Raw genomic sequence first — 24996 nt, 5'->3', positions numbered from 1 at the left:
GGGCTCGCGTCATCCCTCCGGAGGACGGCCGCGACCCCGAGCCGGCCGCGCGGCGGGAGCGGCGCTCGCGCCTCCGCGCATGAAGGTCCACGCCGTGAGGCCCAGCATCGCCAGGACGAGCAGGAAGGCCCCGCCCATCATCATCTTGAACGTCCCCGCGCTGGAGGCCGTCATGCGCAGGCCCAGCACGTCCTGAAGCCGGCTCTCCGAGTCCGTCTCCGCCGCCGGCGGCAACGCCTGCGTCATCAGCACCGTCACCGCGTCCGGCTTCATCTCCGGCACCGCGGTGGCCACGAACTGCTTGACCGCGGTCGGCTCGATGGGCGGCTTGCCGCCATCTCCGGGCCGGTACTTGATGAACACGGAAGCCGACGGCATGGGTCGGTTCTCCGGCTGGGTGAGGTCGTTGTTCTCCGGCACCATCACGATGGCCCGCGCTTCCAGCACGCCGTCGATCTGGTTGAGCGCGTTGGAGACCTCGCCGCCCATGGCCTTGAGGAGCATCGCGCGCTCCTCCGTGGCGGTGGGCACCATGCTGCCCTTGGCGAAGTGAGACAGGCCCTTCTCCACCGGCCGAGGCAACGAGTTGAGCTTGAGCAGCTCCGCGGCCTGCGCCGCGTCCGTCTTGGGCACGGTGATCATGAACCGGACTTCGTTGCCTCCCTCCTCCTTCTCCTTCTTGGCGTTGATGCCGTTCTTGCTGAGCAGGACGTAGATCTCGTTGGCGTCCGCCTCGTTCAGCTCATGCTGAAGCTCGATGGAGCAACCCGTGACGAACAGCAAGGCGAGGAGCGGCGCGGCAAACGCGGACGGTCGGCGATTCATGGGCGGAACGTAGCTTACAGGCGCCCTGGAAAACGCGGAAGGGCGACCCCTCGTGTCCGAGGGACCGCCCTTCGCTTCCGCCAGGGACCGGCGGGTGGATGACTCAGACCTGCGTCTTGACGACGTCCTTCAGGCCGCTGGTGGCCTTCTCCACGACCTTGGAGGTCAGGTCCATCTCCTGGGAGTACTTGTACATGGACGCCTGGAGCGACAGCAGCTCGCCGTTGGAGAAGTTCTTGCCGGAGCCGGCCTGGCTGATGAGCTTCTCGAGGTTGAGCTGACCCTTCTCCAGGTCACCCACCATCTTCGACATCATCTCGCCGCCGCGCGACGTGCCGGCCTTCGCCGTCTCGGACTTGGCGTCCACGGCCTCGGCGCCGCGAGCGGTCGCCGGCTCCTGCGCCGCGCCGCTGACCTTGTTCAGGCCGGCCTTCTCCGTCTTGTTGACGGTCTCCACCTGGCGCACGGCATCCGCGCGCTGCGTGGCCTGAGCCGCCTGGGCCTTGTTCACGCCCTGGGCCGCGTCCACCTGCCCCGCGCCCTGGGCCTTGTTAGCGAGAACTCCGTCGAACTTCGAGGCGCCCTGCTTGTTCGTCTGCTGCGCGCCCTGGTCCTGCAGCTTTTGCTGCGCTACCTGACCCGCGGAGATGCCGCTCATCGGAGCCGCCATGTGACACCCTCCTTGCATCCGCCGAGGGAGGGAGTTCCTCTTCCTCGGTCAAAAGTTCCTTGAGCTTATCAATGGCGCGCGCATGAAGCCGCGACGCCCAGCTCTTCGATTGCCCAATCTCCGCGCCCGCTTCTTCCAGTGTACGGCCCTGGAAGTAATACCCCTGCAGGAGCTTGCGCTCCTTCTCCGGCAGCTTCTCGATGGCCGAGCGGACCCGGTTCTTCAGTTGCTCGGCCTCCATCCGCTGATCCGCCGGAAGAGACTCATCCACATACCCCGCCGCCTCCGCCCCATCCTGACCCGCAGCGAAAACCAGGGCCAGGCCCGCGACAGCATTCGAGATGTCACTGACATCATCGTCAAATGAGGTGCCGCGGTTGCTTGCGCCCTGCTCGCGATCGGAAAGATTTCCCAGATAGGCCGCCGCCCGCTCCCCTTGGTACGCCGTGCGCGCGTCCGCGCCCCGCAACACCCCCATCTTCCTCAGGCCGTCGAAGATGGCGCCCTTGATGCGGTAGTGGGCAAAGGTGAGGAAGTTGGCGCCCACCTTCGCGTCGAAGCGCTCGGCGGCCTCCAGCAGGCCAATCTGTCCGTAGGCCATCAGTTCATCCAGCTCGAGCTGGGCGCTGAACTGCTTGCGCACGGTCGCCGCGAGCGACCGTACGTAGGGCCCGTACTTCTCCAGGATGACCTTCCTGTCTTCACCCAGAGGCAAGCGGAGCGCTCACTCGGCCTTGGACCACAGCCGCTCGAGAACCTGGTTCAGCCGGGGATCATCCTGCAACGCATCCGCGATCCGGCTCGTCAAGGCGTCGGACTTCATGCGCAGTTTCTCCTCAAGCACCTCGGAGACGAGCGCCTTCGTCGCCTCTTCCTTGTTCTTGAAGCCCCCGTTCTTCAGCCGCCGGGCGATGGCGAACGCCTGCGCCGCGATCGGATCCATGGGCTGGGGGCCCTGAACGTTGCTGGAGCCTACCAGACCTGAGGGCCCGACAAGAGACTCCGCGCGGTCCACCTTGGCGCCGAAGGACGCGCCCGCCGCGGGTGCGCCGCCGGACGCCCCCTTCGCGCCACCCGCGCGGCCTTTTCCACCCCCACGTCCGACGCCACCGACAGCCATCAGCGCACCCCTTTACTTCTTGGGCGGAGGCAGGGCCCCCGCGTCCTTGGCCTGGATGAGCGCCTGGGCCAGACGACCGCCGTCGCCTTCCGGATCCAGATCCATGGCGGACTTCAGCTCCTTGAGCGCCTCGGGCACCTTCCCCATGAAGAGGAGCGCCTCGCCGGCGTGGGCGCGCGGCAGCGCGGAGTGCGGCGCGAGCCGCTGGGCCGCGCGGTACGCCTGGAGGGCCTTGTCATGCTTGCCCTGCGCGAACTCCACCGCGCCCAGGCCAATCTGGGGAACCTCGCTGCGCGGCATCAGGACGGCGGCGCCCGCGAACAGCTCCCGCGCCTTGTCGTAGTGGCCCATGTCCAGCCACAGGTAGCCCGACTCCAACAGCACCATGGCCTGCTGGCGCGTGAGGGGGACGAAGCTGTTCGAGATCTCCGAGGTCTCCGCCATGGGACGCCGCGCTTCCTTTCCAAGGGCCGGAAGCACGGAAGGCGGCCGTCGTGGCCGCCCTCCTTGCTCCGGTCAGTCGCCGCCAGCGTGGGATGCTAGCGGACGTTGCCGATCGAGTTCTTGATCGTATCGTGCCGCGACTTCATCACGTTGGAAACCGCCGTGAACACCTGCGACTCGTGCTGCATCGCAGCCTGCAGGTTCAGCAGCTTCACGTTGTCGTTCTGCATCTGGCCCAGGCTGAAGTTGCCGTTGACCTGGTCACCGACGCTGCCGCCCACGCCGCTGGTGCCCAGCGTGCTGGGGCTGCCCGTGGAGCCGCCCACGTTGGTGGACGCCACCGCGCCCGCGCCGGCCAGCAGCGACGCCGAGCCCGCGCCCGCGCTCATGGTGCCCGCGTACGGACCGCCCGCGATACCCGAGCCGGCGCTGCCGGAGAACGTCTGCGCGGACGAAACCGCCGCCGAAACGATGCTGCCGCCGGGAACCATTCCGGCCACCGCGCCCACACCCGCGCCCACCGCACCCGCCGCGTTGTTCAGGCCCGACTGAACCCGAGCGCCGAAGGTGGTGTTCGGGGTCTGACGCGCCGTCGTCATCTGGGTGTTGAGACGCATGTTGCTGGGGCCCATCATACCGCCGTCAATCTTCACGCTCATCACTGCCTCCACGCGCTGGTGCCAGCGAAAACCGGGAGCCGCTGGATGATCCAATGGCTCTTTTCTGATTATCGGTCCGAGGGATTCTCGGGTTGCTTGGTGCGGGTGAGAAAAGTGGCCTGACTCACCCGACCCTCAGTCATTTCCTGCCTTTACCGCCCTTCGATTCCGCCACGAGGCGCTCGCGGACGTCCACGAGCATGCTGAGCAGCTCCTCGGAGCGGGCGATCGCAGCCTGGACTTTCTTGCCCTGCTCGGCGCGCGGGCCCTTGAGGTCCGTGAGGGACGTCTTCACCGAGCCGAAGAAGGCGCCGACCTCCTCCGGGGTGGCCCGCTCGATGTACGACTCGATGGCGGGATAGGACGGAACCGGCAGCTCCGGGGCGGGCGACGGCTTGGCGGGCGGGGGCATCGCGGGAACGGTCTCCTGGCAAGGTGCCGGCCAAGAGGCCGGGAATGCACGTCTTGCGAACGGTAGGGGAAAGCCCTGTCCGCATCAAGCCACCCAGGCGCCTGCGTTCGACTCGCCGACACGCACGCCGGGCCCCTGGCCCGTGGCCCGGTGTGGGGGCGGACGCGCGACCCGGGCGCTCGGGGGCTGTGCCCGCAAGCCCCCGCACCTAGTTTTGACGTGGCGGGGGCCCACGCCCCCCTCGATCTGGCGGGGGGCCCACGCCCCCCTCCCGTCCCATGTCATCACGAGGAGGCTTTCCATGAAGAAGCTGGTTGGGGTGTTCGTATCGATGACCATGTTGGGCTCGGGCGCGGCGCTGGCGCAGGGAGACAGCGCCAGCCAGGACGCGCGGCAGCAGACCTCCGGCGCGGCGCAAGGCGGCTCTGGCGCGGCGGGCTCGGACAGCATGCAGGGCGCGTCCGGGACCTCGTCGTCGTCGGGCTCCATGGATCAGGGCGGCAGCGGCAGCGCGGGCAGCGCCAGCAGCATGACTCGGGATTCGATGGGCCAGCAGGAGCTGACCGGCAAGGTCGTCAAGGCGAACAGCAAGATGGTCTGGGTGGACCACATGGGCGCCGTCGTCCCGCTCGAGGTGGACAGCAAGACGCAGTTCACCGACCCGAGCCTCAAGGCCGCCAAGAACCTGAAGGAAGGCCAGGAGATCCGCGCCAGCTTCGAGGTGAAGGACACCAAGAACGTGGCCAAGAGCATTGCGCCCAGCAGCGCGCCGAGCACCGGCACCGGTGGCTCCAGCACCCCGGAGGGCACCTCGCCCGATTCCTCCGTTCACCCTGGCACCGGTGGCTCCGGGATGGGCACCTCGCCCGAGGACCAGGGCACCGGTGGCTCCACCAAGGACAAGGGCATGAACCCCGACACGAAGTCGGGCTCCTCGGCCTCGCCCGACACGTACTAGCGGTTCGCTCACGCCGCGCGCCGCACTTCCGGCCCCTCGTCTTCGCTCTGGAGACGAGGGGCTTCGAATGTCCGCCGTTCACGCCTTCGTGACACGGCGTTCAGTTCATTCAGTCTTGACTGAACGAACTGAACTCAATAAATGCCGACCTCGACGTTGAGTGACGCGAGGGGCGGCTCGGAGGCGACATGCAGCAGTTGAAGGCGGCTGAGCAACGCTTGGTCGAGGCCATGGGGCTGCACTTCGAGTCGCAAGGTGCCACGCGCATCGCCGGGCGCATCCATGGCTTGCTGATGCTCGCGGACGAGCCGTTGTCGCTGGACCGCATCGGGCGGCTCCTCAAGGTGAGCCCCGCGTCGGTCTCCACCAACATTCGCCAGTGCCTGGCCGCGGGGCTGGTGGAGCCGGTGAGCGTGCCCGGAGACCGCAAGCACTACTACGTCATCAGCACCCAGGGCTGGGAGACGCGGATGCGCAGCGCGGAGGAGTCCCTCAAGCGCTTCATCCGCCTGTGCAAGGAAGCCCTGGAGAACCCCGCGCTGGGCGACAAGCCGCATGTGCGCGAGGCCTATGACTTTGGAGAATTCTACCTGGCCGAGATGGCCGGCATTTCCGAGCGGTGGCGCGCCACTCGCGGGAAGGCCTCGAAAGGACGTACGTCATGAACGCCGGACAGTCCCCCATTGTTTCCATCGCCGATGTCACGAAGGACTACAGCCTGGGGAAGGTGGTGGTTCCCGCGCTGCGGGGCGTGGACCTGCAGGTGTTCCCCGGGGAGTTCATCTCCATCGCGGGCCCCTCGGGTAGCGGAAAGACGACGCTGCTGAACCTCATTGGCTGCGTGGACACGGCCACCGCGGGCGTGGTGAGCGTGGCGGGCCAGGACACCAAGAAGCTGACGGAGAAGGAGCTGACGAACCTGCGGCTCCACACCATCGGGTTCATCTTCCAGAGCTTCAACCTGGTGTCGGTGCTGAGCGTCTTCCAGAACGTGGAGTTCCCGCTGCTCCTGCAGCGCAAGCTGAACAAGGCCGAGCGCAAGGACCGCGTGATGCAACTGCTCGAGCAGGTCGGGCTCGCGCAGCACGCGAAGCACCGCCCCAACGAGCTGTCCGGCGGTCAGCGCCAGCGTGTCGCCGTGGCGCGCGCGCTCGTCACCCGGCCGCAGCTCGTGCTCGCGGACGAGCCGACGGCCAACCTGGACTCGGTGACGGGCCAGCACATCATCGACCTGATGAAGGAGCTGAACCAGAAGGAAGGCACCACCTTCATCTTCTCCACCCACGACGCGAAGGTGATGAACCACGCGAACGCCGTCGTGCGATTGGCGGACGGGAAGATCCTCGACCGGATCTCCTCCGCGGAAGCCCAGCGCGCCATGGCCGCTGGCGGGGGCCACTAGGTCATGGGACAGCTCAAACTCCTCATCCAGGTCGCGTTTCGCAACCTGTTCGCCAGCCGCATCAACCTGCTCATCGGGGCCATCATCTTCTTCGGCACCCTGCTCGTCGTCGTGGGCGGCGGCCTGGTGGACAGCGTCGACACGGCCATGAGCCGCAGCATCATCGGCAGCATCGCCGGACACCTGCAGGTCTACTCGGACCACTCCAAGGACGAGCTGGGCCTCTTCGGTCAGATGGGCGGCGAGCCGGACCTGGCGGCGGTGGATGACTTCAGCGTCATCAAGCCGCTGCTGGAGAAGCACCCCAACGTGAAGACGGTGGTGCCCATGGGCACCAGCGGCGCCATGGTGACCTCCGGCAACACCGTGGACCTGCTGCTCGCGCGGCTGCGTGAGCTGTACCGCCAGCGCGCGGACCACGGCGAGACGCCCGAGCTGCGCGAGAAGCTCGACAGCCTCAAGGGCCACGTGCGGCACATCGTCACGCTGCTGGAGTCCGACCTGGCCAACAAGGATGCCCTCTTGTCCGACGGAGCCCTGGAGCCCGTGGAGGAAGAGGCCATCGCGAAGGCCCGCTCGGATGCGTTCTGGGTCGGCTTCGAGCAGGACCCCTTCAGCTCGCTGGAGTTCCTGGAGAACCGCATCGCTCCCCTGCTCCCGGACGGCTCCATCCTCTACCTGCGCTACGCGGGCACGGACCTGGAGGCCTTCCAGAAGAGCTTCGATCGCATGGAGCTGGTGGACGGCCAGCCGGTGCCGCCGGGCAAGCGCGGCATGCTGCTGTCCAAGTACTTCTACGAGGAGTTCCTCAAGCTGAAGACGGCGCGCCGCCTGGACCTCATCAAGCGCGAGCGCGACATCAACAAGAAGCTCATCGCCAAGGACCCGGAGATGCAGCGCTGGGTGAAGGAGAACACGCAGCAGCTTCGCGAGTTCGCCCTGCAGTTGGATCCGCTCAAGACGAAGCTGGCCATCGAGCGGCTGCAGAACCACCTCGGGACGAAGGAGCCCAACCTGGAGAAGCTCCTGGCCTCGTTCCTCGCCACGACCGACGAGAACTTCGATGCCCGCTACGCCACGTTCTACAAGGACCTGGCGCCGCTCCTGGAGCTGTACCGGCTGCGGCTGGGTGACGCGCTCACCATCACCGCCTTCACGCGCACGGGCTACGTGCAGAGCGTGAACGTCCGCATCTACGGCACCTACCAGTTCAAGGGACTGGAGGAGTCGCAGCTCGCGGGCGGGCTGAACCTCATGGACCTGATGACCTTCCGCGACCTGTACGGCTACCTCACGCCGGACCGGAAGGCGGAGATCGCCGAGATCCAGAAGAAGAGCGGCGTGACGGCGGTGGCTCGCGAGAACGCCGAGGACACCCTCTTCGGCAGCGCCGCCGCGCCCCTGGTGGCGGATGCGACGCCGGGCCTGCTCAACGAGAAGGACGGCATGGACGGCATGGGCCACCTGCGGCGCGAGGACCTGGCCGAGCGCGTCTACAACCAGCAGGAGGTCGAGAAGGGAATGGTGCTGAGCGCGGCCGTCATCCTCAAGGACCCCTCGAAGTTGAAGGAGACGCTGGCCGAGCTTCAGCAGTCCGCGAAGGACGCCAAGCTGCCCCTGCGCGTGGTGTCGTGGCAGCAGGCCGCGGGCATCATCGGGCAGTTCGTGATGATGGCGAAGATGGTGCTCGCCATCGCCGTGCTCATCATCTTCGTGGTGGCCCTGGTCATCATCAACAACGCCATGATGATGGCCACCCTCCAGCGCGTGCGGGAGATTGGCACCATGCGCGCCATCGGAGCGCAGCGCTCGCTGGTGCTCAGCATGGTGCTGGTGGAGACGCTGGTGCTGGGGCTCGTCTTCGGGGCGGCCGGCGCGCTCCTCGGCAGTGGCCTCATGGCGATGTGGGGGCACTCGGGCATCCCCGCGGGCAACCCCACCCTGTACTTCTTCTTCTCCGGTCCCCGCCTCCACCCGACGCTCAGCCTGGGAATCCTCGTGGCTGCGTTCGTCATCGTGCTGGTGGTGTCCGCGCTGTCCACCCTCTACCCCGCGTTCCTCGCGGCGCGCGTGTCGCCCCTCCGGGCGATGCAGACGGACGAGTGAGCCATGTTCCAACTCTTCCTGATTGCCTTCCGCAACCTCGGCACCCATCGCCGGCGCACGCTGCTGTTGGGCGGCGCCATCGCGGGCGTCACCGCGCTGCTCGTCATCCTGCAAGGCCTGTCCAGCGGCATGCAGGAGTCGATGCTGCGCTCGGCCACCACGCTGATGACCGGCCACGTCAACGTGGGCGGCTTCTACAAGCTCGCCGCCGGCCAGTCCGCGCCGGTCGTCACCAACTTCCCCAAGGTGATGGAGCAGATTCGCAAGGACGTGCCCGAGCTGGACTACGCGGTGCAGCGCGGGCGCGGCTGGGCCAAGGTCGTCAGCGAGACCGGCTCCGTGCAGGCCGGTATCGGCGGAATCGACGTGACCACCGAGACGGGCTTCCGCAAGGTGCTCCAGATTCGCGAGGGCACCCTGGATGGACTGAATGAGCCCAACACGCTGCTCATCTTCCAGCAGCAGGCCGAGAAGCTCGGCGTGAAGGTGGGCGACACCGTCACCATCGTGGCGCCCACGATGCGCGGCATCAACAACACGGTGGACGTGCGCGTGGTGGCCATCGCGGCCAACGTGGGCATGCTGAGCAGCTTCAACGTCTACGTCCCGTCCGCGACGCTGCGCGCGCTCTACCGGCTGAAGGACGACACCACCGGCGCCATCCTCCTGTACTTGAAGGACCTCAAGCAGGTGCCCGCCGTGCAGGCGCGGCTGCGTCAGACGCTCGCGGCCGCCGGCTACGAGTTGATGGACAATGATCCGCGCGCGTTCTGGATGAAGTTCGACACCGTCAACCGCGAGGCGTGGACCGGGCAGAAGCTGGACATCACCAACTGGGAGGACGAGATCTCCTTCGTCAAGTGGACATTGACCGCGCTCAACATCCTCTCCGGCCTGCTCATCGCCATCCTGCTCGTCATCATCTGCGTGGGCATCATGAACACGCTGTGGATCGCCATCCGCGAGCGCACGCGAGAGATTGGCACCCTGCGCGCCATTGGCATGCAGCGCTCGCGCGTCGTCTGGATGTTCCTCATGGAGGCCCTGACGCTGGGCGCCCTGGGGACGCTGGCGGGCGCCGGGCTGGGCCTGCTCGTGTGCACCCTCGTCAACGCCGCGCAGATCGCCGTGCCCAAGGTGGTCGCGGTGTTCATCCTCAGTGAGACGCTGACCCTCGCCGTGAGTCCGAAGGTGATGCTGGGCTCGATGCTGTTCATCACCGCGTGCACCACCGCCATTTCGCTCATCCCCTCCTTCCTCGCCGCGCGGCTCAAGCCAGTCACGGCGATGCACCACATCGGGTGAATCCCATGTCGCTCTCGAAACTGCTGTCCGCCGCGGTGGTGGCCGCGGCGCTGCTGTCCGCCCGCGTGGCGTCCGCTCTGGACACGCCCACGATGACGAAGATGCTGCAGGTCATTGATGACCGGCAGCGCAATGGCGGCGACTACAAGGCGCTCGTCTATTTGGAGCAGAAGGAGAAGGACAAGACAGACGTGGCCCGCGAGGCGTGGGTGTACCGGCGCGACGCGGACGACAAGCTGATGATCCTCTTCTCCAAGCCCAAGGGAGAGGCCGGCAAGGGCTACCTGCGGCTGGACAAGAACCTCTGGAGCTACGACCCCAACGTGGGCAAGTGGGAGCGGCGCACGGAGCGCGAGCGCATTGCGGGCACCGACAGCCGCCGCGCCGACTTCGACGAGTCTCGTCTGGCCGAGGAGTTCGACCCCTCGGACAAGGGCGAGGAGACGCTCGGCAAGTACAAGGTCCACCACCTCATCCTCAAGGCGAAGGCCAACGTCGATGTGGCCTACCCCATGGTGGAGCTGTGGGTGGACATGGACTCGGGCAACATCCTCAAGCGCCAGGAGTTCGCGCTGTCCGGCCGGCTGATGCGCACGCTGTACTATCCGACGTGGCGCAAGCTGTTCAGCGAGTCCAAGAACGCCGACGTGTGGTTCCCGGACCAGATTCGCATCTATGACGAGGTGGAGAAGGCCAACTCCACCGTCATCGCCATCAAGAGCGTGGACCTCCACTCGCTGGAGGCGAACCTCTTCACCAAGGCCTGGCTCGAGAGCAAGAGCCGATGAGCTCCCGCACCCTTGGCAGGGCCACCGCGCTGGCCCTGGTGCTCGCGCACGTGGGCGCGCAGGCCCAGGAGCCGGCGTCTCGGCCGGATGAGAGCGCGCTGTTCGGCGGCGACGCGCCGGCGCCCGCTCCGGCCGCGACCTCTTCCGACGCTCGCCCCTCCGAGGACAACCTCTTTGGAGCAGGGTCGGGAGGCAATTCGGCGTCCCCCGCCGAGGCCGCGGCAGCGCCCGCGGATACGAATGGCTCGGACTCGGCGCCGGATCGGACCGGGTCCGCGCAGTCGCCGGACCTGGTGGATCGCGACGCGGCATCGCTGTCTGGGGGCGCCGCCCGCAACGCGTTCGATACCGCGGAGTCCACGGATGATCCGCTGAAGATTGGCGGTCAGTTCTACCTGCGCGCCAGCGCGTCTGGCGCGGCGGGGCGCTCGTTCTCCGATACGAGCCTCACCGCGCCCACGTTGGTGGATGGGTATTTCGATGCCCGCCCCACCGAGCGGCTGCGCGGCATGGTGGTGGGCCGGTTGAGCTACGACCCCACCCGGCCCTCGGGCGCCACGGCCACGGGCGGCAGCGCCTTGTCGCTCTCCGGCGCGGCGGCGGCGAATCCGCGCGTGCTGTTGGATCAAGCGTGGCTGCGCTTCGACATCGAGCGCACGGTGTTCCTCACCGTGGGCAAGCAGCACGTGAAGTGGGGCACGGGCACCATCTGGAATCCCACCGACTTCCTGTCGCCACAGCGCAGGGATCCGCTGGCCTTCGTGGACCTGCGCACCGGCGCGTCCATGATCAAGGTGCACGTGCCCTGGGAGTCCAAGGGCTGGAACTTCTACGGCATCGCGATGCTGGACAACGCGGGGCCGGCGGACAGCCTGGGCAAGATTGGTGGCGCGCTGCGCGCGGAAGCCGTGTTCGGCCCCGCCGAGGTGGGCGTCAGCGCGGTGGCGCAGAAGGGGCGCAAGACGCGGCTCGGCATCGACGTGTCGTCGGCGGTAGGCCCTATCGACATGTACGGTGAACTCGCGCTCAAGCGCGGGTCTGACTTGCCGGTCTACAAGTTGCCCGATGGCGTCTCCGTTCATGACGTGCTGAGCAGCGGCAACCTCGGCCTCATCACCGAGGACACGCCGACGGGACTCACGCCCCAGGCGACCCTGGGCGCGAACCACACGTTTGCCTATTCGGAGAACGACACCGCCGTGGTGGGCGTGGAGTACTTCTACAACTCCACCGGCTACACCACTCGCGAGGCGTATCCGTACCTGCTGTTCGTCAACCAGTTCGATCCGTTCTACGCGGCTCGGCACTACGCGGCGCTCTACGTGCTGCTGGCCCAGCCGGGGTCCCTGGACAAGACGACGTTCAACCTGTTCACGCTCGGCAACCTGTCCGACCGCTCCTTCACCACGCGGTTGAACGTGGTGCATCGCGCGCTCTCCTACCTCACGGTGGAGGCCTACGGCTCGGTGTACTACGGCCAGAAGGGCGGCACGTTCCGACTCGCGATGGATCTGCCGGAGATCCGCCGCTTCAATCCGGAGACCCAGCAGTCGGAGGTCATCTTGAAGCAGACCTCCGTGCCTGCCCCCACGTTCGACCTGGGCGTGGGCCTGCGCATCAACATCTGACGTTCCGGGCTCGCTCCCCCGCGCGACAAGCGGGCGGAGCGGCCCTCGCCGATGGGCGAGAGCGTCGCCGCGTGAACACCTTCGCGGCATGCCTCTGTGGATCGCCATCGCCGCCAGCCTGTGCCTCGGCCAGACGCAGGACACGCCTCCCAGCCCGCCCGAGGACCCAGGCATCCGCGACCCCGCCGCTGCCGCGCTCCAGGATTCCTATGAGCAGGCACGGGACGCCGTGGACGGCTATCGCCCGCCCGAGGGCTACACGGTGCAGGTCCCCATGGATCCCTATATGGCCGCGGGGGCCGTCGTTCCCCTGCTCCCCAATGGCGAGCCGCCTGTCACGACGGGCGAGATCGCCAATCAAGAGGCCGCGGCCCCCATCGCCCCACCCGTTGTCCGTGAGCCCGCCACCGGCGGAAGTGGATCCACGGACACCACCGCGAATCCTTCGGGCACCGAAGCGACGACCGGCACGGACACGGAGCAGTCACCGGCGTCGGGTGGATACGGCGCGCCGTCGGACACCTCCGCGCAGACTTCGAATGGCGGCACCGAGCAGTCCGGCACGACTCCGGCGACGAGCGGTGCATCGTCCACCGCAACTCAGGAGTCCGCGGCGCAAGCTGCGGGCACGGGCGGATCCGGCACGGCGCAGAGCGGTGCCACTCCCCAGGCGAACGCCGCTACCGCCACGGGACCGAACGCCGCGCCTCAAGACTCGAACGCGGTGGGCTTCGGTGGCGCGGAAGTCATCGAGCCCACGCAGCCGGGCGCGCCCACGGCCTCGCCCGCCACCAAGCCCGAGAACGCTCCCGCGACTCAAGACGAGGTCGCGCGACTGCGCGCTCGCGTGAAGGAGTTGGAACAAGACGTGGCCCAGCGCGATGCCCAGGCCCAGGCGCGCACGGATGCCGTGCAAGGCCAGGTGGATACCTACGAGCAGCGCGCCTACACCGATGAGCGGGCGAGGCAGGGGCGGCTCGCAGGCATCCAGTCCGCGGGACAGTGGATGGTCGCGGCCGATCAAGCCCTGGAGCAAGGCGAGGTGGACGTGGGCCACGCCCTCGATGTCGCGGACCAGAGCTTCGCCTCGGTCCGTGAGAGCGCCTCCGGCGCGGGACAGGGGCTCGTCGTCGTCCACTCCGAGCGGGCCCGCGCGCTCATCGAGACGGCCCGGGAAGCCGCCGCGCGACAGGATGTCTATGCCGCGCGGGTCGCCCTGCAGAGCGCGGGCTACGAGTTGGCCCAGGCTCGCGCCGCCAGCCTGGACCGTCCCGGTTCGAGCAACACGTTCCTCGAGCGCTGACGCGCCGAGGAACAGCGCCCGCGATTACTGCGCCTTGCGAAACACGAGCATGCCGCGAGCCGTGTCCACGCCGTACACGAGCCCGTCCGGCGCCACGCGGACGGCAGCCAGTCCCTCGTAGTACGCCGCCCCGCGCTTCTCGTTCTCTTCCCACGTGTTGAAGTAACCGGTCAGCTTGGGCGCCCCCGGGGCCGCGACGTCATAGACGCGCAGACCATCCTGGAAGTTGGCGACGTACAGCGTCGTGCCCGACATCGCCATCCCGCTCACCGAGACCTCCGGGCGCGACGCGAACTGCGAGACCTGCGCGATGGAGGTCGGCGTCGTCACGTCCAGCGACAGCACCGTGCCGCCCCACGCATCCGAGCCCTGGAAGGCCACCATGCGGTCGCCAATCGCGCCCACCGCCAGCGAGTTCGTCGCCGGGCCCGCGAAGCGCCCCACCAGCTTCGGCGTCTTCGGCGTGGTCACATCCGAGACCGTGAGCCCGAACGTCCAATGGCTCACGTAGAGCTTCTTGTTCACCACCGCGAGGCTCAGCGGCCGGTCACCCACCAGCGGCTGGCTGCCCTCCACCGTGTACCGCGCCACCAGCACCGGCGACGCGGGCGTGCTCACGTCGTGGATGATGACGTCCGCGTTCGGCGTGGGCGACGCCGAGTACAGCAGGTTGCCGTCCAGCACCATCGACTCGACCGCGACCGACTTGTCGGCCAGGAGCGACTTGTCGCAGCGCGGCTTCGTGGGGTCCGCCACGTCGCAGATCCGGATCCCCTTGCCATTGGTGCCCACGTAGAGCGTGGTGCCCGTCGCCACCGCGTCGTTCCAGGTCTCGCCGGAGATCTTCTGCTCGGCCACTTGCACCGGATGCGCCGGGTCGGACACGTTGTAGATGAAGAGGCCTTCCTCGCGCGCCGTCACGTAGGCGTAGTTGCCGGAGACGAAGACACTCGACGCCGCGCCGTGGGGCAGCGCCGTCTCGGAGACCAGGTCCACCCCGGAGCCCACGGACTCGCCCGCCTTGCGCACGACGCGCGTGGCCTCGAAGGTGCCACGGCGCGTCAGGGCGCCATCACGGCACACGCGCATGATGCCGGACATATGGGTCGGGCTCGTCGCGCGGCAGCCCGCGAAGGCGTACGTCAGCGGCGTCCCATCCGTCGCCGCCAGCTCACTGGTGAGGAACACCGTGTCCGGAGTGACCTGCTTGCTGGAGACCGCCAGTCCGATGATCAACGGCGCCCCCGGCGAATAGCGCAGGGTCGCGGGCGCGATGAGCCCGTCCTCGAACGTGAGGTTCATGTTCCAGATGCCCTCGCTCTGCAGAGACGCGAGGCTGGAACGGTCACAGGCCGACAGGTCGATGGCGTCAAGCTGACACTCGGCCTTCGTTTGGGGGGTGGAGTCCTTGCCGCAACCCACGACGAGCGCCACGGTGCCAGTCAATGCAAGAAGGCTGTTCTTCATGACCCCCATCCATACCGGGCGGGCCGACCCAACGAAAGTCCCGTCAAGCCGAGCAAGCCGGCCCGCTGGACGTACACCGTAACGCAAAGAAACAATCGAGCCGCTTGTACGTTCCGAGGAGGCGAGCGAGCCTTCTCCCAAGCCGTCGATACGCCTGTCTCCTCTACCCCAGAGGTGCCTTCGTGAACCCCCGTTCCAGCCTGACCGCCTTGCTGCTGGCCCTCCTCCTTCCGGGGGTGGCCGCCGCCCAGGTGTTCGTCATCCCCCGTCAGGCGGGCAAGACCCCCGTCAACACGTTCGATCTCGCCTGGCGCCACGTGGACATCCTCGTGGGCCCGGACGCGGAGGGACTCGCCAAGCCCCCGGAGCACACCGCGCATGATCAGCCTGGGGCCCCCCAGGATGCGAGCAAAGCCGCGGCCCCCATCGCGACGAAGTCGAGCGACGCCACCCCGCCGATCGCGCCGCCAGCGGACAGCAAGCCCATCCCCAGCGCGAACATCCCCGTCGACACGTCCGACGCGGGCCCGCTGCCCCAGGAGATCGCCGCGGCCAACGCGGGCCCGGATGGCGGCGTGCCCAACGCCGATGGTGGCGTCCTGGCGCAGGCGGGAGGTGACGGAGGGACCTCGGTGGTGAGCGGCCCGCTGCTGCTGGGCGACTCGGACGGAGGCTTCAACTACACCTACGCGAAGACGCTGGGCGCGAAGACCGGCGGCGTGCGCTTCTACTTCTACGAGCGCGAGCGCGAGGTCGCCGAGCGCGCCGTGCCCGTCATCGAGGAGGCATACCGCTACCTCGTGGGGCGCTTCAAGTACGTCCCCACCCAGACGTTCCCGTACATCCTCTACAACAGCTACGCCGAGTTCCTTCAGACCAACGTGTTCCCCGTGTCCGAGGGAACGCTGGGTGTCACCAGCACCGAGGACCTCAAGCTGACCCTGCCGTACCTGGGGGACCATCGCCTCTTCGAGGAGATCAGCAGCCACGAGCTGACCCACCAGTTCACCATCCAGAAGGTCCGCACCGTGGCCGAGCAGGCCAAGGTCTTCGGGGATCCGCTGAGCAACATGCCCCTGTGGTTCATCGAAGGGCTCGCCGAGTTCTACGCCAAGCGCGGCCTGGACCCCGAGACCGAGATGCTGGTGCGCGACCTGCTGGTCAACCCGGACCTGATGAAGGGCTATGCGTTCCTCGACTTCTTCTCGCCCGGGCCCTACGGCTACCTGTGGATCTACAAGGTGGGCCAGACCCGCGTCGCCTTCCTCGAGGACGAGTACGGCGACGGGATCTCGCAGCGCATCCTGGAGGAGTCGCCGCGGCTGGTGGGCGGCTCGCGCGACTCGCCGTCGCTCAAGTTCGAGGAGCTGCTGGAGCGGCTGACGGGAGATGATCCGAAGCGGCTGGCGGCGCGCTTCGAGAACTGGCTGAAGCGGCGCGCGTTCAAGACGTACCTGGGCTCGGAGCAGTCCGCGCCCGCGCTCGACTCACTCTCCGACCTGCCCGGCATCGTCACCGCGATGGCGAGCGGCCCGGATGGGTACGTGCTGGCCGTGCGCACCATCATCCCGGAGACGGGAGAGAGCCGCCTGTACCTGTTGGATCCGCGCATGCCCGAGAAGACGGTCCAGGTGGCCGCGGACGGCCAACCCGGCATCGAATCGCTGCATCCGGTCTCCGGCCGAAACTTCGCGGTGGGCAAAGACAAACTCGCGTTCGTCGCGGAGGTGACAGGGCGCGACGTGCTCTACGTGCAGGACTACGGTCACTCCGCGGAGAAACACGCCACGGATGTGCTCGTCCGACGCTCGGCGATCCGGACTGGCATCGATCGCGACCCGAGCCTCGCGGTGAAGCTGGAGACCGGCGGTCGGCGCGCGGTCCGCATCGACAAGCAAGGCATCGTCGCCGTGTACTCGCCCGCGTTCTCACCGGACGAGCGCTACCTGGCGTTCATCGGCATCGACGACAAGGGCCTGCGCGATGTCTACATGGTGGACCTGGCCGCGGGTGACAAGGCGGCGCCGCGCAAGCTCACGGACGACGTGTTCGCGGAGCGGCAGCTCACCTGGGGTCCCACCGGCATCATCTACACGTCGGACGCCACGTCGCATCGCAAGTACAACCTGTTCCGCATCAAGCCCGACGCGCCGGGCCCCGCCGAGCGCCTCACCTCCGAGGACCGCGACGAGGCGGATCCCGTCGCGCTTCCGGACGGGCGCATCTTCTTCGTCGCGTACACGCACAGCAGCTCGGACCTGCATGAGCGACTGCCCGATGGACGGCTGGTGCGTCGCACCGACCTGACCACCGGCGTGTTCGAACCAGGCCCCGGCCCCGAGGGCTCCCTCTGGATGTTGTTCCACCTGTCCGGCGAGCGACGCCCGTCCCTGCTGCGCCCGCCGCGCATGCTGGCGCTGGAGGAAGAGAAGGAGCCGCCCGCCGAGCCTCCCGGTCCGCTGGCGATCCGTCCCCTGACGGACGCGCAGCAGTATCGGCCGTTCGCCCGGCAGAACCTGGAGTTCGGGCCCATCTTCGGCTTCGCCGGAGCAGGCGGTGGCGGCTTCGTGGGACAGGTCTTCGCCTCCGCCACGGACCGACTGCGCAACCACCAGATGATCCTCACCCTGGCGGTGTACGGCTCGTTCGAGCTGACGGACGGCCTGCTGCTCTACGTGAACGACGAGAAGCGCGCGACGTGGGGCGGCGGTCTCTTCCAATCGCTCCGCTTCCGCGTGGATCAGACGTTCAAGGACGTGAACAAGGACCTCTTCTTCACGTCCGCCGAGCGCTACTTCGGCGTGTTGGGCAGCTACCGCTATCCGCTCAGTACCTTCCTGTACCTCCAGGGCGACCTGAGTCTGGGCGGCACGAAGTACTTCCTGGATGACCCCGTCGAGTTCTACCTGGCATTCCCCGAGCGCAACGAGGCGAACCAGGCGCTGCTCGGCGAGTGGCGGGCGAAGAACCAGGCCATCCGCTTCCAGACCGAACTGAGCGGGCGCCTGGGGTACGACAGCATCAAGTACCACTACGCCACAGGGCCGCTGTCCGGCAGCAGCGTGTTGATGGAGGCCACGGTGGGCGTGCAGCCCTTCAACGACGAGGCGTACAGCAACGTGCGGCTCGACGCGGAGCGCTACTTCCCTATCTACGGGCGGACGAACATCTTCGCGCGCCTGGGCACGGGCACGACGCTGGGCGGGCGGTACGCGCGCTCGTACTACCTCTCCAGCTTCGACACCCTGCGCGGCGTGAACTTCGGTGACGAGCGGTGGCTGCTCGGCCGGCACTTCGTCTACTCCACGGTCGAGATGCAGCTGCCCCTCAACGACATCATCCGCGTCGCGTTCCTCAGCGACCTGGAGGCCATCGTGGCGATGGACACCGGCGGCGTGGGCGACGGCGCGAAGGACCTGTGGGACCACCGCGTCCTCAATGCCGTGGTCGGCTTCAACGTGTCCCTGGGGCCCTTGCTGCTGCGCCTGCACTTCGCGCGGCCGTTCGACATCAACGCCGCGGCGGGCAAGCCCGACCCCGGCTGGGTGACGAACTTCTCGCTCGGCATCGCGGGGCTCAACGGCTTCTTCGATCAGCGAGACACGGGACGGCAGGCGCCCCCTGTCAACCGAGCGTCCCTGCCCGCGCTGGGGGGCGGATACCTCACGCCTGGGGTGCCCTGAAGCAGGCTCAGGACTGAGCGGCGACGAGGGCGGCGTTGGCGCGAGCCAGCGGCCCCCCGTCGCTGGGGATGCGCTCGAAGTCGCCGCGCAGCGCCTTGAGGGCGAACTTCTCCAGGTCGATCTCCCGGCGCGTGCGCACCCCGAGCGCGCGCATCACCCCGGCGAGCGGCCCGAAGCCCAAGAGCCCGTGCTGAAGGAGGAGCCCCGCGGCGACGCCGCTGAGCACGCGCCACCGGCCGCCGTCCTGGCGGCCCATCATCAGGCCCAGCACCGCCAGCGCCGATGCCCCCACGGACACGGCGCGGTTGAGGTCCCACTCCCGCTCCAGCTTCGCGAGGTACTGGCTCATCGCGACGCGGTCGCCGCGCTCCGCCATGGAGCGGACGCAGGCCTCCACGTGCGCGTCGATGCGCCGGTTCACCTGCGTCGGCGTGTGGGTCCGCACGGCATCCGATGACATCTGGTTCCACGTCTCCATCGCGCCTCCCTCCGTGAACACGGAGGAGGTCTGTCCCCCGTCGCCTCAAAAGTAGGGCGGCCCCCTCGCGCCTGGCATCGCGAGGCCGCCGCGCTCCGCCGCTCGCCCGGACGCCCTCCACTCCGGGGATGACCGGCTGCCCGGGTCCGGTGGGCGAGGCGGCGAGCAAGCCCTGCGGTGTACTCGGCGCAGCGGCCCCTTGCGGACAGGGCTCACTCGGGCGCGTCCTCTTCCGGAGGGTGGCGATAAGGTGCGCGCCGTATGGTGCTTCCCATCCGATTCGTCCTGATGCGCCCGCGCAACGCGGAGAACCTCGGTGCCGCCGCCCGCGCGCTGAAGAACTGCGGCCTGGCGGACTGGGCCTGGGTGACGCCCGAGGCCGAGGACCTCGCTCCTGCGCGGCGCCTCGCGGTCCACGCGGAGGACTTGCTGGAGGGCGTGAAGCGCCCAGATTCGCTGGAGGCGGCTGTCTCCGATTGCGTCTGGGTGGTGGGCACCAGCTCTCGCAAGGTGGAGGGCAAGCGGCGGATGTCGCCTCGCGCGGTGGGCGAGGAGCTGGTCGCCCGCGCGGCGCAGGGCCCCGTGGCGCTCGTCTTCGGAGATGAGCGCAGCGGCCTGACCAACGCGGAGGTCGAGCGCTGTCATGACCTGTCCGCCGTGCCCACCGCACCCGAGCAGCCGTCCATCAACCTGGCGCAGGCCGTGCTCCTGTACGCCTACGAGGTCCGGATGGCCGTGCTGGAGCGGTCCGCGCCTCCGCCGGGTCCCCTGCCCGTCGCGGCCACGGACGCGGAGCTGGCGCGCGTGGAGGAGACCCTGGAGACCCTGCTGACGTCCGGCGGGTTCCTCGTCGATGCGCATCCAGGCCGCACCGCCGTGCGCGACCTGTTCGCGCCGCTGCGCCGCTCGCGACTCACGCGCCAGGAGGCCCGCTTGTGGCTGTCCGCGCTGCACACCGTGCGCAAGCGCCTGCCCTCTCCGACCGCCGAGGAGACAGACGCGCGAGAGGACTGACGGCCACGACAGGAGCCCGGCGAGCGATCCTCCTCGCGGCGTCCTGGAAGCCAGCCAGCCCGAGCGGCCCGGGCGCTCGTCGCGTCCTTGCGTGCGCAGCATGTCGCGCATGACCTCCGAGAAGACGAAGTTCACGCGACCGGTGGGGAACGACTACCCCCCCATCTCCGACTATGCCTTCGTGAGCGATTGCCACTCGCTCGGGCTGGTGGCTCGGGACGGAACGTGGGAGTGGATGTGCTTCCACCGGTTCGACGCCAGCCCCGTCTTCGCCTGCATGCTCGACCGCGAGCAGGGAGGCTTCTTCCGCATCGCGCCCGTGGGCGAGGCTCGCGTCTCCCGCCGCTACCTGCCGGACACGAACATCCTGGAGACGCGCTTCGTCACCGACACCGGCGTGCTGACCGTGACGGACTGCCTGCCGTGCTGGGAGGACGAGCGCCAGCCCGGGAAGTTCGTCATCTCGAATCCTCGACACCTGCTGATCCGCCTGGTGCGCTGCGAGCAGGGCGAGGTGGACGTGGCGTTGACGTTCTCGCCCCGCTTCGACTTCGGTCGCACCACGCCGTTCCTCCATCGGCTGGCGGATGACCTCGCGGTCATCTTCGGTGGCGCGGACTCCCTGTTGCTGCAGAGCAACCTGGGCCCGCTCGTGTCGGACGCGAAGGGCGGCGCGGACTCGCGCGCGGTGCTCAAGGCGGGCGACACGCGCGAGGTGGCGCTCACCTGGAGACATCCCCAGGACATGAAGGCCGAGCGGCTGGAGGCCGATGACCTGCGCACGCGGGTGGAGCGGACCGCCGACTTCTGGCGCTCGTGGGCGGGGCGCTGCACGTACGAGGGAGCGCACCGGGACGTGGTGGTGCGCAGCCTGTTGGTGCTCAAGGGCCTGACGTACGCGGAGACAGGCGCCGTCATCGCCGCGGGCACCACGTCTCTCCCCGAGGAAATCGGGGGCGTGCGCAACTGGGACTATCGCTTCAGCTGGCTGCGCGACTCGTCGGCCCTGCTGTGGGCGCTCGGCGCGTTCGGCTACGAGGACGAGGCCCGAGACTTCGCGCGGTTCCTCCTGCGCACCACCGCGGGCCGCACCGACGAACTCCAGATTCTCTACGGCATCAACGGCGAGCGGCTGCTCCAGGAGACGAACCTCGGGTTCCTGGATGGCTACCGAGGCAGCAAGCCCGTGCGCACGGGCAACGGCGCGTTCGACCAGTTCCAGATGGACACCTACGGGGAACTCATCGGGCTGATGTTCTTCCTCGTGAAGCGCCTGGGCCTCACGTACTCGGTCCAGCAGGCCAACCCCATCAGCCGCTACTGGATGGAGTTCATCCGGCAGGTGGCCGACACCGCGGCGCGCCGCTGGAAGGAGCCGGACGACGGCATCTGGGAGACGCGCGGCGGCCGGCAGCACTTCGTGTTCTCCAAGTTGATGGCGTGGATGGCGTTGGATCGCGCCATCCAGCTCTTCGAGCGCGTGCCGGAGATTCCCGCGGACCTGACAGGCTGGGGGCGCGCCCGAGACGAGCTGCGCCAGGCCATCGAGACGCGCGGCGTGGACCCCAAGACGGGCGCCTTCGTGCAGGCCTTCGGCAGCACGGCGCTGGACGCCTCGGCGCTGCAGGTGCTGCTGACGGGCTTCCTGCCACCGGACGACCGCCGCGTGCGCGCCACGGTGGAGCGCATTGACGCGGAGCTGACCCGCGACGGCCATGTGTACCGCTACCTGGACCGCAAGGACGGACTGCCGGGCGGAGAAGGCACCTTCGTGTTCTGCACGCTGTGGCTCACGAGCTGCTTCGCGCTGAGCGGCGAGGTGGAGCGGGCCGAGGAGCGGCTCGGCCAGGTGCTGTCCTACGTCAATGACCTGGGGCTCTTGTCCGAGGAGATCGACCCGGAGCGCCAGGAGATGCTGGGCAACATGCCGCAGGCCTTCAGCCACGTGGGGCTCATCCACGCCATCGTCTCCATCGAGCAGGCCCGCCGCGCCCAGAAGCAGGGAACCACCGTGGGAGTGTCCCCTGTCCACCAGGAGGCCATGGAGGAGCCCGCCCCCGAGTCGCCGTGAGCGCACGTCGGACGCGTCATTGTCCAACGCCCGGCCACCGGGGCGGGTATGGTGCCGCCCCCCATGTCCCGCAAACCCGACAAGCCGAAGCCCCCTCGAGTCAGCCGTTGGGAGGGCCGGGAGAAGCCCGACTGGCTGTCGCGCGCGCTGGCGCGGGCAGGCGCCCTGCCCCAAGCGGAGGCCGAGGCCGCCATCCAGGCCGGCCGCGTGAGCGTCAACGGCCGCGTGGTGCGCATGCACCTGGCCCCCGTGCCTCCGGGCGCCGTGCTGCGCGTGGACGGCAAGTTGGTGTCGACCGAGGCGCCCACGCACGTGCTCGCGTTCCACAAGCCCGCGGGCGTGCTGTCCTCCACCGCGAGGCAGCACCGCGTGGGCACCGTCTTCGAGCTGCTGCTGCCCCAGCTCCCGGACGAACTCACGGGCTTCACGTGGCACGCGGTGGGTCGGCTCGACGTGGACACCACCGGGCTGCTGCTCTTCACCAACGATGACAAACTGGTGGCCCACGCCACCTCGCCGGACACGCACCTGCCCAAGCGCTACGTGGCCACCGTCTATGGCGGCGCGGACGACGCGAAGGTGGAGCCCTTGCGCCAGGGCATGCCGCTGGATGACGGCCCCGCCCGACCGGCCGAGGTGCGCGTGAGGGACGCGCGCACCGTCGAGGTCAGCATCACCGAGGGCCGCCACCACCAGGTGAAGCGGATGCTCGGCGCCGTGGGGCTGCCCACCCATGCGCTCCACCGCGAGGCCGTGGGGAGCATCGAGCTGCGAGACATCCCCGAGGGCGGCTTCCGGCTGCTGACGGAGGACGAGGTCCGCGAGGGCCTGCGCTACGCGGGGCGGGAGCCCAGCGAGCCCTGAGCGCTCCGCACGGAGTCTTCTAAGCCGAGGGTGGCTCGCATAGGGTGCCCGGCATGGCGGACTTCGATCTCGTGGTGATGGGCTCTGGCCCCGCGGGGGAATGGGGCGCGGTACAGGCGGCCCTGCAGGGCAAGCGCGTGGCGGTGGTGGAGCGCGAGCCCGTGCTGGGCGGCACCGCGGCCAACACCGGCACCCTGCCCTCCAAGACGCTCCGGGAGACGGCGCTCCACCTCTCCGGCTTCCGGGCCCGCGGCCTCTACAGCGTGGAGGCCACGCTCCGGCATGAGGCCACCGTGTCCGACTTCCTCTACCGGGAGCGGCGCGTGAAGCTCACCGAGCGCGAGCGCATCGCCCAGAACCTCCAGCGGCACGGCGTGACGCTGTATCAGGGCGTGGCCTCGCTCGTGGACGCGCACACGGTGGCGGTGACGCGCGCGGGCACGCCGGAGACGCGGCTCACCGCCGACTTCGTGATGGTGGCCACGGGCTCCTCGCCCTTCCGCCCGCCGCTCTACCCCTTCGGCGATCCGCGCGTGCACGACTCGGACGAGGTGCTCGACATCGGCGCGCTGCCCCGCTCCCTCGTGGTAGTGGGCGGCGGCGTCATCGGCTGCGAGTACGCCTGCATGTTCGCCGCGCTGGGCATCCCCGTCACGCTGGTGGAGGTGAAGGCCGAGCTGTTGCCCTTCCTGGACGACGAGTTCTCCGCGCGCCTCGCGCAGTGCATGGAGGCGCTCGGCGTCCGGATGCGCATGGGCCACACGGTGCAGTCCGTCCACGTCCCTGAACTCCACGCCGAGCCCATCCGCCTCACGCTCGCCACCGGCGAGGTGCTGGAGGCCGACCAGGTGCTGGTGGCCTCGGGGCGCTCGGCCAACACGGCCGGCCTGGGACTGGAAGCCGTGGGCGTGAAGCTGGGCGCCCGAGGGCAGGTGGAGGTGGGGCCGGACTACCAGACCGCCGTGCCCCACATCTACGCGGTGGGCGACGTCATCGGCTTCCCGGCGCTCGCGTCCACGTCCATGGAGCAGGCCCGCATCGCGGTGGAGCACGCCTTCGGGGCCAGTGAGCGGGTGCTCGCGCCCATCCTGCCGTTCGGCATCTATACCATCCCCGAGGTCTCCATGGCCGGGGAGACAGAGGAGTCCCTGCGCCAGAAGGGCATCCCCTACGTGTGCGGACGCGCCAGCTTCGACAGCAACCCGCGCGGGCAAATCATTGGAGAGCGCCAGGGCCTGCTCAAGCTCCTCTTCCACCGCGAGAGCCGCAAGCTGCTCGGCGTGCACGTCCTGGGAGAGCAGGCCACGGAGCTGGTCCACGTGGGGCTCACGGCGCTGCACGCCGGAGCCACCACGCGGCTCTTCGTGGAGATGTGCTTCAACTACCCGACGCTGTCCGAGGCGTACAAGGCCGCCACCTACGACGCGCTGGCGCGACTGGACGGCCGGGCCACGGACTGAGCCTCGGAGCCTGACCTTCGGGGGCCGGGCCTCAGGGCGTGCGCTTCAGCGGCCCCACGGTGAGGCCGCTGGCGGGCACCGACGGGCCCACGCGACGGGCCGGCGCCTCGTCCGCGCGGCGGCTCGGGGCCTCCGGCATGGACTCAGGCGCCTGGGCCGGGGCGCCCCGCAGCAGCGCGCGGATGCGCTCCCACCGCACCTTCTCGTCGGAGAGCAGGCGGCCCAGCTCCTCGCGGGCGGGCCCATCCTCCAGGCCAGCGGCCGCCTGGGCCACCTTGTCCAGGAAGGGCATCAGGTAGCCAAAGTCCTTGTCGAAGGCGCTCGGATCCAGGGCCATGG

The 24996-nt window shown here is 68.8% G+C and carries 23 protein-coding genes; 13 read left to right on the top strand and 10 right to left on the bottom strand.

Annotated elements, in window-relative coordinates; all coding sequences use genetic code 11:
* Positions 1 to 9: 9 nt before the first annotated feature.
* The 7 genes from JGU66_20240 to JGU66_20210 form a co-directional block, all read right to left on the bottom strand.
* On the bottom strand, positions 10 to 825 hold the full coding sequence (locus JGU66_20240) for a type III secretion protein (protein MBJ6763104.1): 816 nt from the start codon (positions 823 to 825) through the stop codon (positions 10 to 12).
* Between the two features lie 103 nt (positions 826 to 928).
* Positions 929 to 1354, bottom strand: coding sequence for an ATP-dependent helicase HrpB (locus JGU66_20235; protein MBJ6763103.1), 426 nt, complete (start codon positions 1352 to 1354; stop codon positions 929 to 931).
* Between the two features lie 22 nt (positions 1355 to 1376).
* A complete protein-coding gene (locus tag JGU66_20230) occupies positions 1377 to 2210 on the bottom strand; it encodes a sigma-70 family RNA polymerase sigma factor (protein MBJ6763102.1) in 834 nt (277 codons plus the stop codon).
* A gap of 9 nt (positions 2211 to 2219) precedes the next feature.
* Positions 2220 to 2615, bottom strand: coding sequence for a hypothetical protein (locus JGU66_20225; protein ID MBJ6763101.1), 396 nt, complete (start codon positions 2613 to 2615; stop codon positions 2220 to 2222).
* A gap of 12 nt (positions 2616 to 2627) precedes the next feature.
* Positions 2628 to 3059 carry a tetratricopeptide repeat protein gene (locus JGU66_20220; GenBank protein ID MBJ6763100.1) on the bottom strand — a complete coding sequence of 144 codons (432 nt, stop codon included), beginning with the start codon at positions 3057 to 3059 and terminating at the stop codon, positions 2628 to 2630.
* A gap of 95 nt (positions 3060 to 3154) precedes the next feature.
* Positions 3155 to 3718, bottom strand: coding sequence for a hypothetical protein (locus JGU66_20215; protein ID MBJ6763099.1), 564 nt, complete (start codon positions 3716 to 3718; stop codon positions 3155 to 3157).
* A gap of 139 nt (positions 3719 to 3857) precedes the next feature.
* Positions 3858 to 4130, bottom strand: coding sequence for a hypothetical protein (locus JGU66_20210; protein ID MBJ6763098.1), 273 nt, complete (start codon positions 4128 to 4130; stop codon positions 3858 to 3860).
* A gap of 301 nt (positions 4131 to 4431) precedes the next feature.
* On the opposite strand from JGU66_20210, the gene JGU66_20205 reads away from it, so the two are divergent.
* The 8 genes from JGU66_20205 to JGU66_20170 all read left to right on the top strand — a co-directional run bounded on the left by JGU66_20205 (position 4432) and on the right by JGU66_20170 (position 13620).
* A complete protein-coding gene (locus JGU66_20205) occupies positions 4432 to 5088 on the top strand; it encodes an RNA-binding protein (protein ID MBJ6763097.1) in 657 nt (218 codons plus the stop codon).
* Between the two features lie 188 nt (positions 5089 to 5276).
* The gene (locus JGU66_20200) at positions 5277 to 5753 is read left to right on the top strand and encodes a MarR family transcriptional regulator (GenBank protein ID MBJ6763096.1); all 477 of its coding nucleotides are present in this window, start codon (positions 5277 to 5279) and stop codon (positions 5751 to 5753) included.
* The gene (locus JGU66_20195; protein MBJ6763095.1) at positions 5750 to 6490 is read left to right on the top strand and encodes an ABC transporter ATP-binding protein; all 741 of its coding nucleotides are present in this window, start codon (positions 5750 to 5752) and stop codon (positions 6488 to 6490) included. The genes JGU66_20200 and JGU66_20195 overlap by 4 nt, the downstream gene beginning before the upstream one ends.
* 3 nt (positions 6491 to 6493) lie before the next feature.
* Positions 6494 to 8596 (top strand): ABC transporter permease, encoded by a 2103-nt coding sequence (locus tag JGU66_20190; GenBank protein ID MBJ6763094.1) that lies wholly within the window; start codon positions 6494 to 6496, stop codon positions 8594 to 8596.
* 3 nt (positions 8597 to 8599) lie between these two features.
* Positions 8600 to 9901, top strand: a complete 1302-nt coding sequence (locus tag JGU66_20185) for an ABC transporter permease (GenBank protein ID MBJ6763093.1) — start codon at positions 8600 to 8602, stop codon at positions 9899 to 9901.
* 5 nt (positions 9902 to 9906) lie between these two features.
* Entirely contained in the window at positions 9907 to 10689 is a 783-nt protein-coding gene (locus JGU66_20180; protein ID MBJ6763092.1) for an outer membrane lipoprotein-sorting protein, read from the top strand.
* Positions 10686 to 12317 (top strand): hypothetical protein, encoded by a 1632-nt coding sequence (locus tag JGU66_20175; protein ID MBJ6763091.1) that lies wholly within the window; start codon positions 10686 to 10688, stop codon positions 12315 to 12317. Before JGU66_20180 ends, JGU66_20175 begins: the two co-directional genes overlap by 4 nt.
* An 88-nt stretch (positions 12318 to 12405) precedes the next feature.
* On the top strand, positions 12406 to 13620 hold the full coding sequence (locus JGU66_20170; protein MBJ6763090.1) for a hypothetical protein: 1215 nt from the start codon (positions 12406 to 12408) through the stop codon (positions 13618 to 13620).
* A gap of 24 nt (positions 13621 to 13644) precedes the next feature.
* On the opposite strand, the gene JGU66_20165 is transcribed toward JGU66_20170, so the two are convergent.
* A complete protein-coding gene (locus tag JGU66_20165) occupies positions 13645 to 15087 on the bottom strand; it encodes a hypothetical protein (protein ID MBJ6763089.1) in 1443 nt (480 codons plus the stop codon).
* Between the two features lie 182 nt (positions 15088 to 15269).
* On the opposite strand from JGU66_20165, the gene JGU66_20160 reads away from it, so the two are divergent.
* Positions 15270 to 18770 carry a tolB protein precursor protein gene (locus JGU66_20160; GenBank protein ID MBJ6763088.1) on the top strand — a complete coding sequence of 1167 codons (3501 nt, stop codon included), beginning with the start codon at positions 15270 to 15272 and terminating at the stop codon, positions 18768 to 18770.
* A 7-nt stretch (positions 18771 to 18777) separates the two neighbouring features.
* Here JGU66_20160 and JGU66_20155 read toward each other — a convergent pair whose 3' ends face one another.
* On the bottom strand, positions 18778 to 19248 hold the full coding sequence (locus JGU66_20155; protein ID MBJ6763087.1) for a hypothetical protein: 471 nt from the start codon (positions 19246 to 19248) through the stop codon (positions 18778 to 18780).
* 261 nt (positions 19249 to 19509) lie between these two features.
* Here JGU66_20155 and JGU66_20150 point away from each other — a divergent pair, with 261 nt between their 5' ends.
* The 4 genes from JGU66_20150 (at position 19510) to sthA (ending at position 24657) form a co-directional block, all read left to right on the top strand.
* Positions 19510 to 20262 (top strand): rRNA methyltransferase, encoded by a 753-nt coding sequence (locus tag JGU66_20150; protein MBJ6763086.1) that lies wholly within the window; start codon positions 19510 to 19512, stop codon positions 20260 to 20262.
* 109 nt (positions 20263 to 20371) lie between these two features.
* Positions 20372 to 22333, top strand: coding sequence for a glycoside hydrolase family 15 protein (locus JGU66_20145; GenBank protein MBJ6763085.1), 1962 nt, complete (start codon positions 20372 to 20374; stop codon positions 22331 to 22333).
* A 63-nt stretch (positions 22334 to 22396) separates the two neighbouring features.
* Positions 22397 to 23197 carry an rRNA pseudouridine synthase gene (locus JGU66_20140; GenBank protein MBJ6763084.1) on the top strand — a complete coding sequence of 267 codons (801 nt, stop codon included), beginning with the start codon at positions 22397 to 22399 and terminating at the stop codon, positions 23195 to 23197.
* A gap of 53 nt (positions 23198 to 23250) precedes the next feature.
* Complete coding sequence (gene sthA / locus JGU66_20135) at positions 23251 to 24657, top strand: Si-specific NAD(P)(+) transhydrogenase (protein ID MBJ6763083.1); 1407 nt, start codon at positions 23251 to 23253, stop codon at positions 24655 to 24657.
* Positions 24658 to 24688: 31 nt separating this feature from the next.
* Here sthA and JGU66_20130 read toward each other — a convergent pair whose 3' ends face one another.
* Complete coding sequence (locus tag JGU66_20130; protein ID MBJ6763082.1) at positions 24689 to 24994, bottom strand: hypothetical protein; 306 nt, start codon at positions 24992 to 24994, stop codon at positions 24689 to 24691.
* Positions 24995 to 24996 lie beyond the last annotated feature (2 nt).

It is taken from the genome of Myxococcaceae bacterium JPH2, from assembly GCA_016458225.1.
Classification (GTDB): domain Bacteria; phylum Myxococcota; class Myxococcia; order Myxococcales; family Myxococcaceae; genus Citreicoccus.
This window is presented reverse-complemented; position numbering and strand designations above follow the sequence as displayed.

Excerpts from the sequence above, each read along its gene's own strand:
- JGU66_20240 (MBJ6763104.1), bottom strand. The coding sequence starts at position 825 with ATGAATCGCCGACCGTCCGCGTTTGCCGCGCCGCTCCTCGCCTTGCTG.
- JGU66_20225 (MBJ6763101.1), bottom strand. The coding sequence starts at position 2,615 with ATGGCTGTCGGTGGCGTCGGACGTGGGGGTGGAAAAGGCCGCGCGGGT.
- JGU66_20220 (MBJ6763100.1), bottom strand. The coding sequence starts at position 3,059 with ATGGCGGAGACCTCGGAGATCTCGAACAGCTTCGTCCCCCTCACGCGC.
- JGU66_20215 (MBJ6763099.1), bottom strand. The coding sequence starts at position 3,718 with ATGAGCGTGAAGATTGACGGCGGTATGATGGGCCCCAGCAACATGCGT.
- JGU66_20210 (MBJ6763098.1), bottom strand. The coding sequence starts at position 4,130 with ATGCCCCCGCCCGCCAAGCCGTCGCCCGCCCCGGAGCTGCCGGTTCCG.
- JGU66_20205 (MBJ6763097.1), top strand. The coding sequence starts at position 4,432 with ATGAAGAAGCTGGTTGGGGTGTTCGTATCGATGACCATGTTGGGCTCG.
- JGU66_20200 (MBJ6763096.1), top strand. The coding sequence starts at position 5,277 with ATGCAGCAGTTGAAGGCGGCTGAGCAACGCTTGGTCGAGGCCATGGGG.
- JGU66_20195 (MBJ6763095.1), top strand. The coding sequence starts at position 5,750 with ATGAACGCCGGACAGTCCCCCATTGTTTCCATCGCCGATGTCACGAAG.
- JGU66_20190 (MBJ6763094.1), top strand. The coding sequence starts at position 6,494 with ATGGGACAGCTCAAACTCCTCATCCAGGTCGCGTTTCGCAACCTGTTC.
- JGU66_20185 (MBJ6763093.1), top strand. The coding sequence starts at position 8,600 with ATGTTCCAACTCTTCCTGATTGCCTTCCGCAACCTCGGCACCCATCGC.
- JGU66_20180 (MBJ6763092.1), top strand. The coding sequence starts at position 9,907 with ATGTCGCTCTCGAAACTGCTGTCCGCCGCGGTGGTGGCCGCGGCGCTG.
- JGU66_20175 (MBJ6763091.1), top strand. The coding sequence starts at position 10,686 with ATGAGCTCCCGCACCCTTGGCAGGGCCACCGCGCTGGCCCTGGTGCTC.
- JGU66_20170 (MBJ6763090.1), top strand. The coding sequence starts at position 12,406 with ATGCCTCTGTGGATCGCCATCGCCGCCAGCCTGTGCCTCGGCCAGACG.
- JGU66_20165 (MBJ6763089.1), bottom strand. The coding sequence starts at position 15,087 with ATGAAGAACAGCCTTCTTGCATTGACTGGCACCGTGGCGCTCGTCGTG.
- JGU66_20155 (MBJ6763087.1), bottom strand. The coding sequence starts at position 19,248 with ATGGAGACGTGGAACCAGATGTCATCGGATGCCGTGCGGACCCACACG.
- JGU66_20150 (MBJ6763086.1), top strand. The coding sequence starts at position 19,510 with ATGGTGCTTCCCATCCGATTCGTCCTGATGCGCCCGCGCAACGCGGAG.
- JGU66_20145 (MBJ6763085.1), top strand. The coding sequence starts at position 20,372 with ATGACCTCCGAGAAGACGAAGTTCACGCGACCGGTGGGGAACGACTAC.
- JGU66_20140 (MBJ6763084.1), top strand. The coding sequence starts at position 22,397 with ATGTCCCGCAAACCCGACAAGCCGAAGCCCCCTCGAGTCAGCCGTTGG.
- sthA (MBJ6763083.1), top strand. The coding sequence starts at position 23,251 with ATGGCGGACTTCGATCTCGTGGTGATGGGCTCTGGCCCCGCGGGGGAA.
- JGU66_20130 (MBJ6763082.1), bottom strand. The coding sequence starts at position 24,994 with ATGGCCCTGGATCCGAGCGCCTTCGACAAGGACTTTGGCTACCTGATG.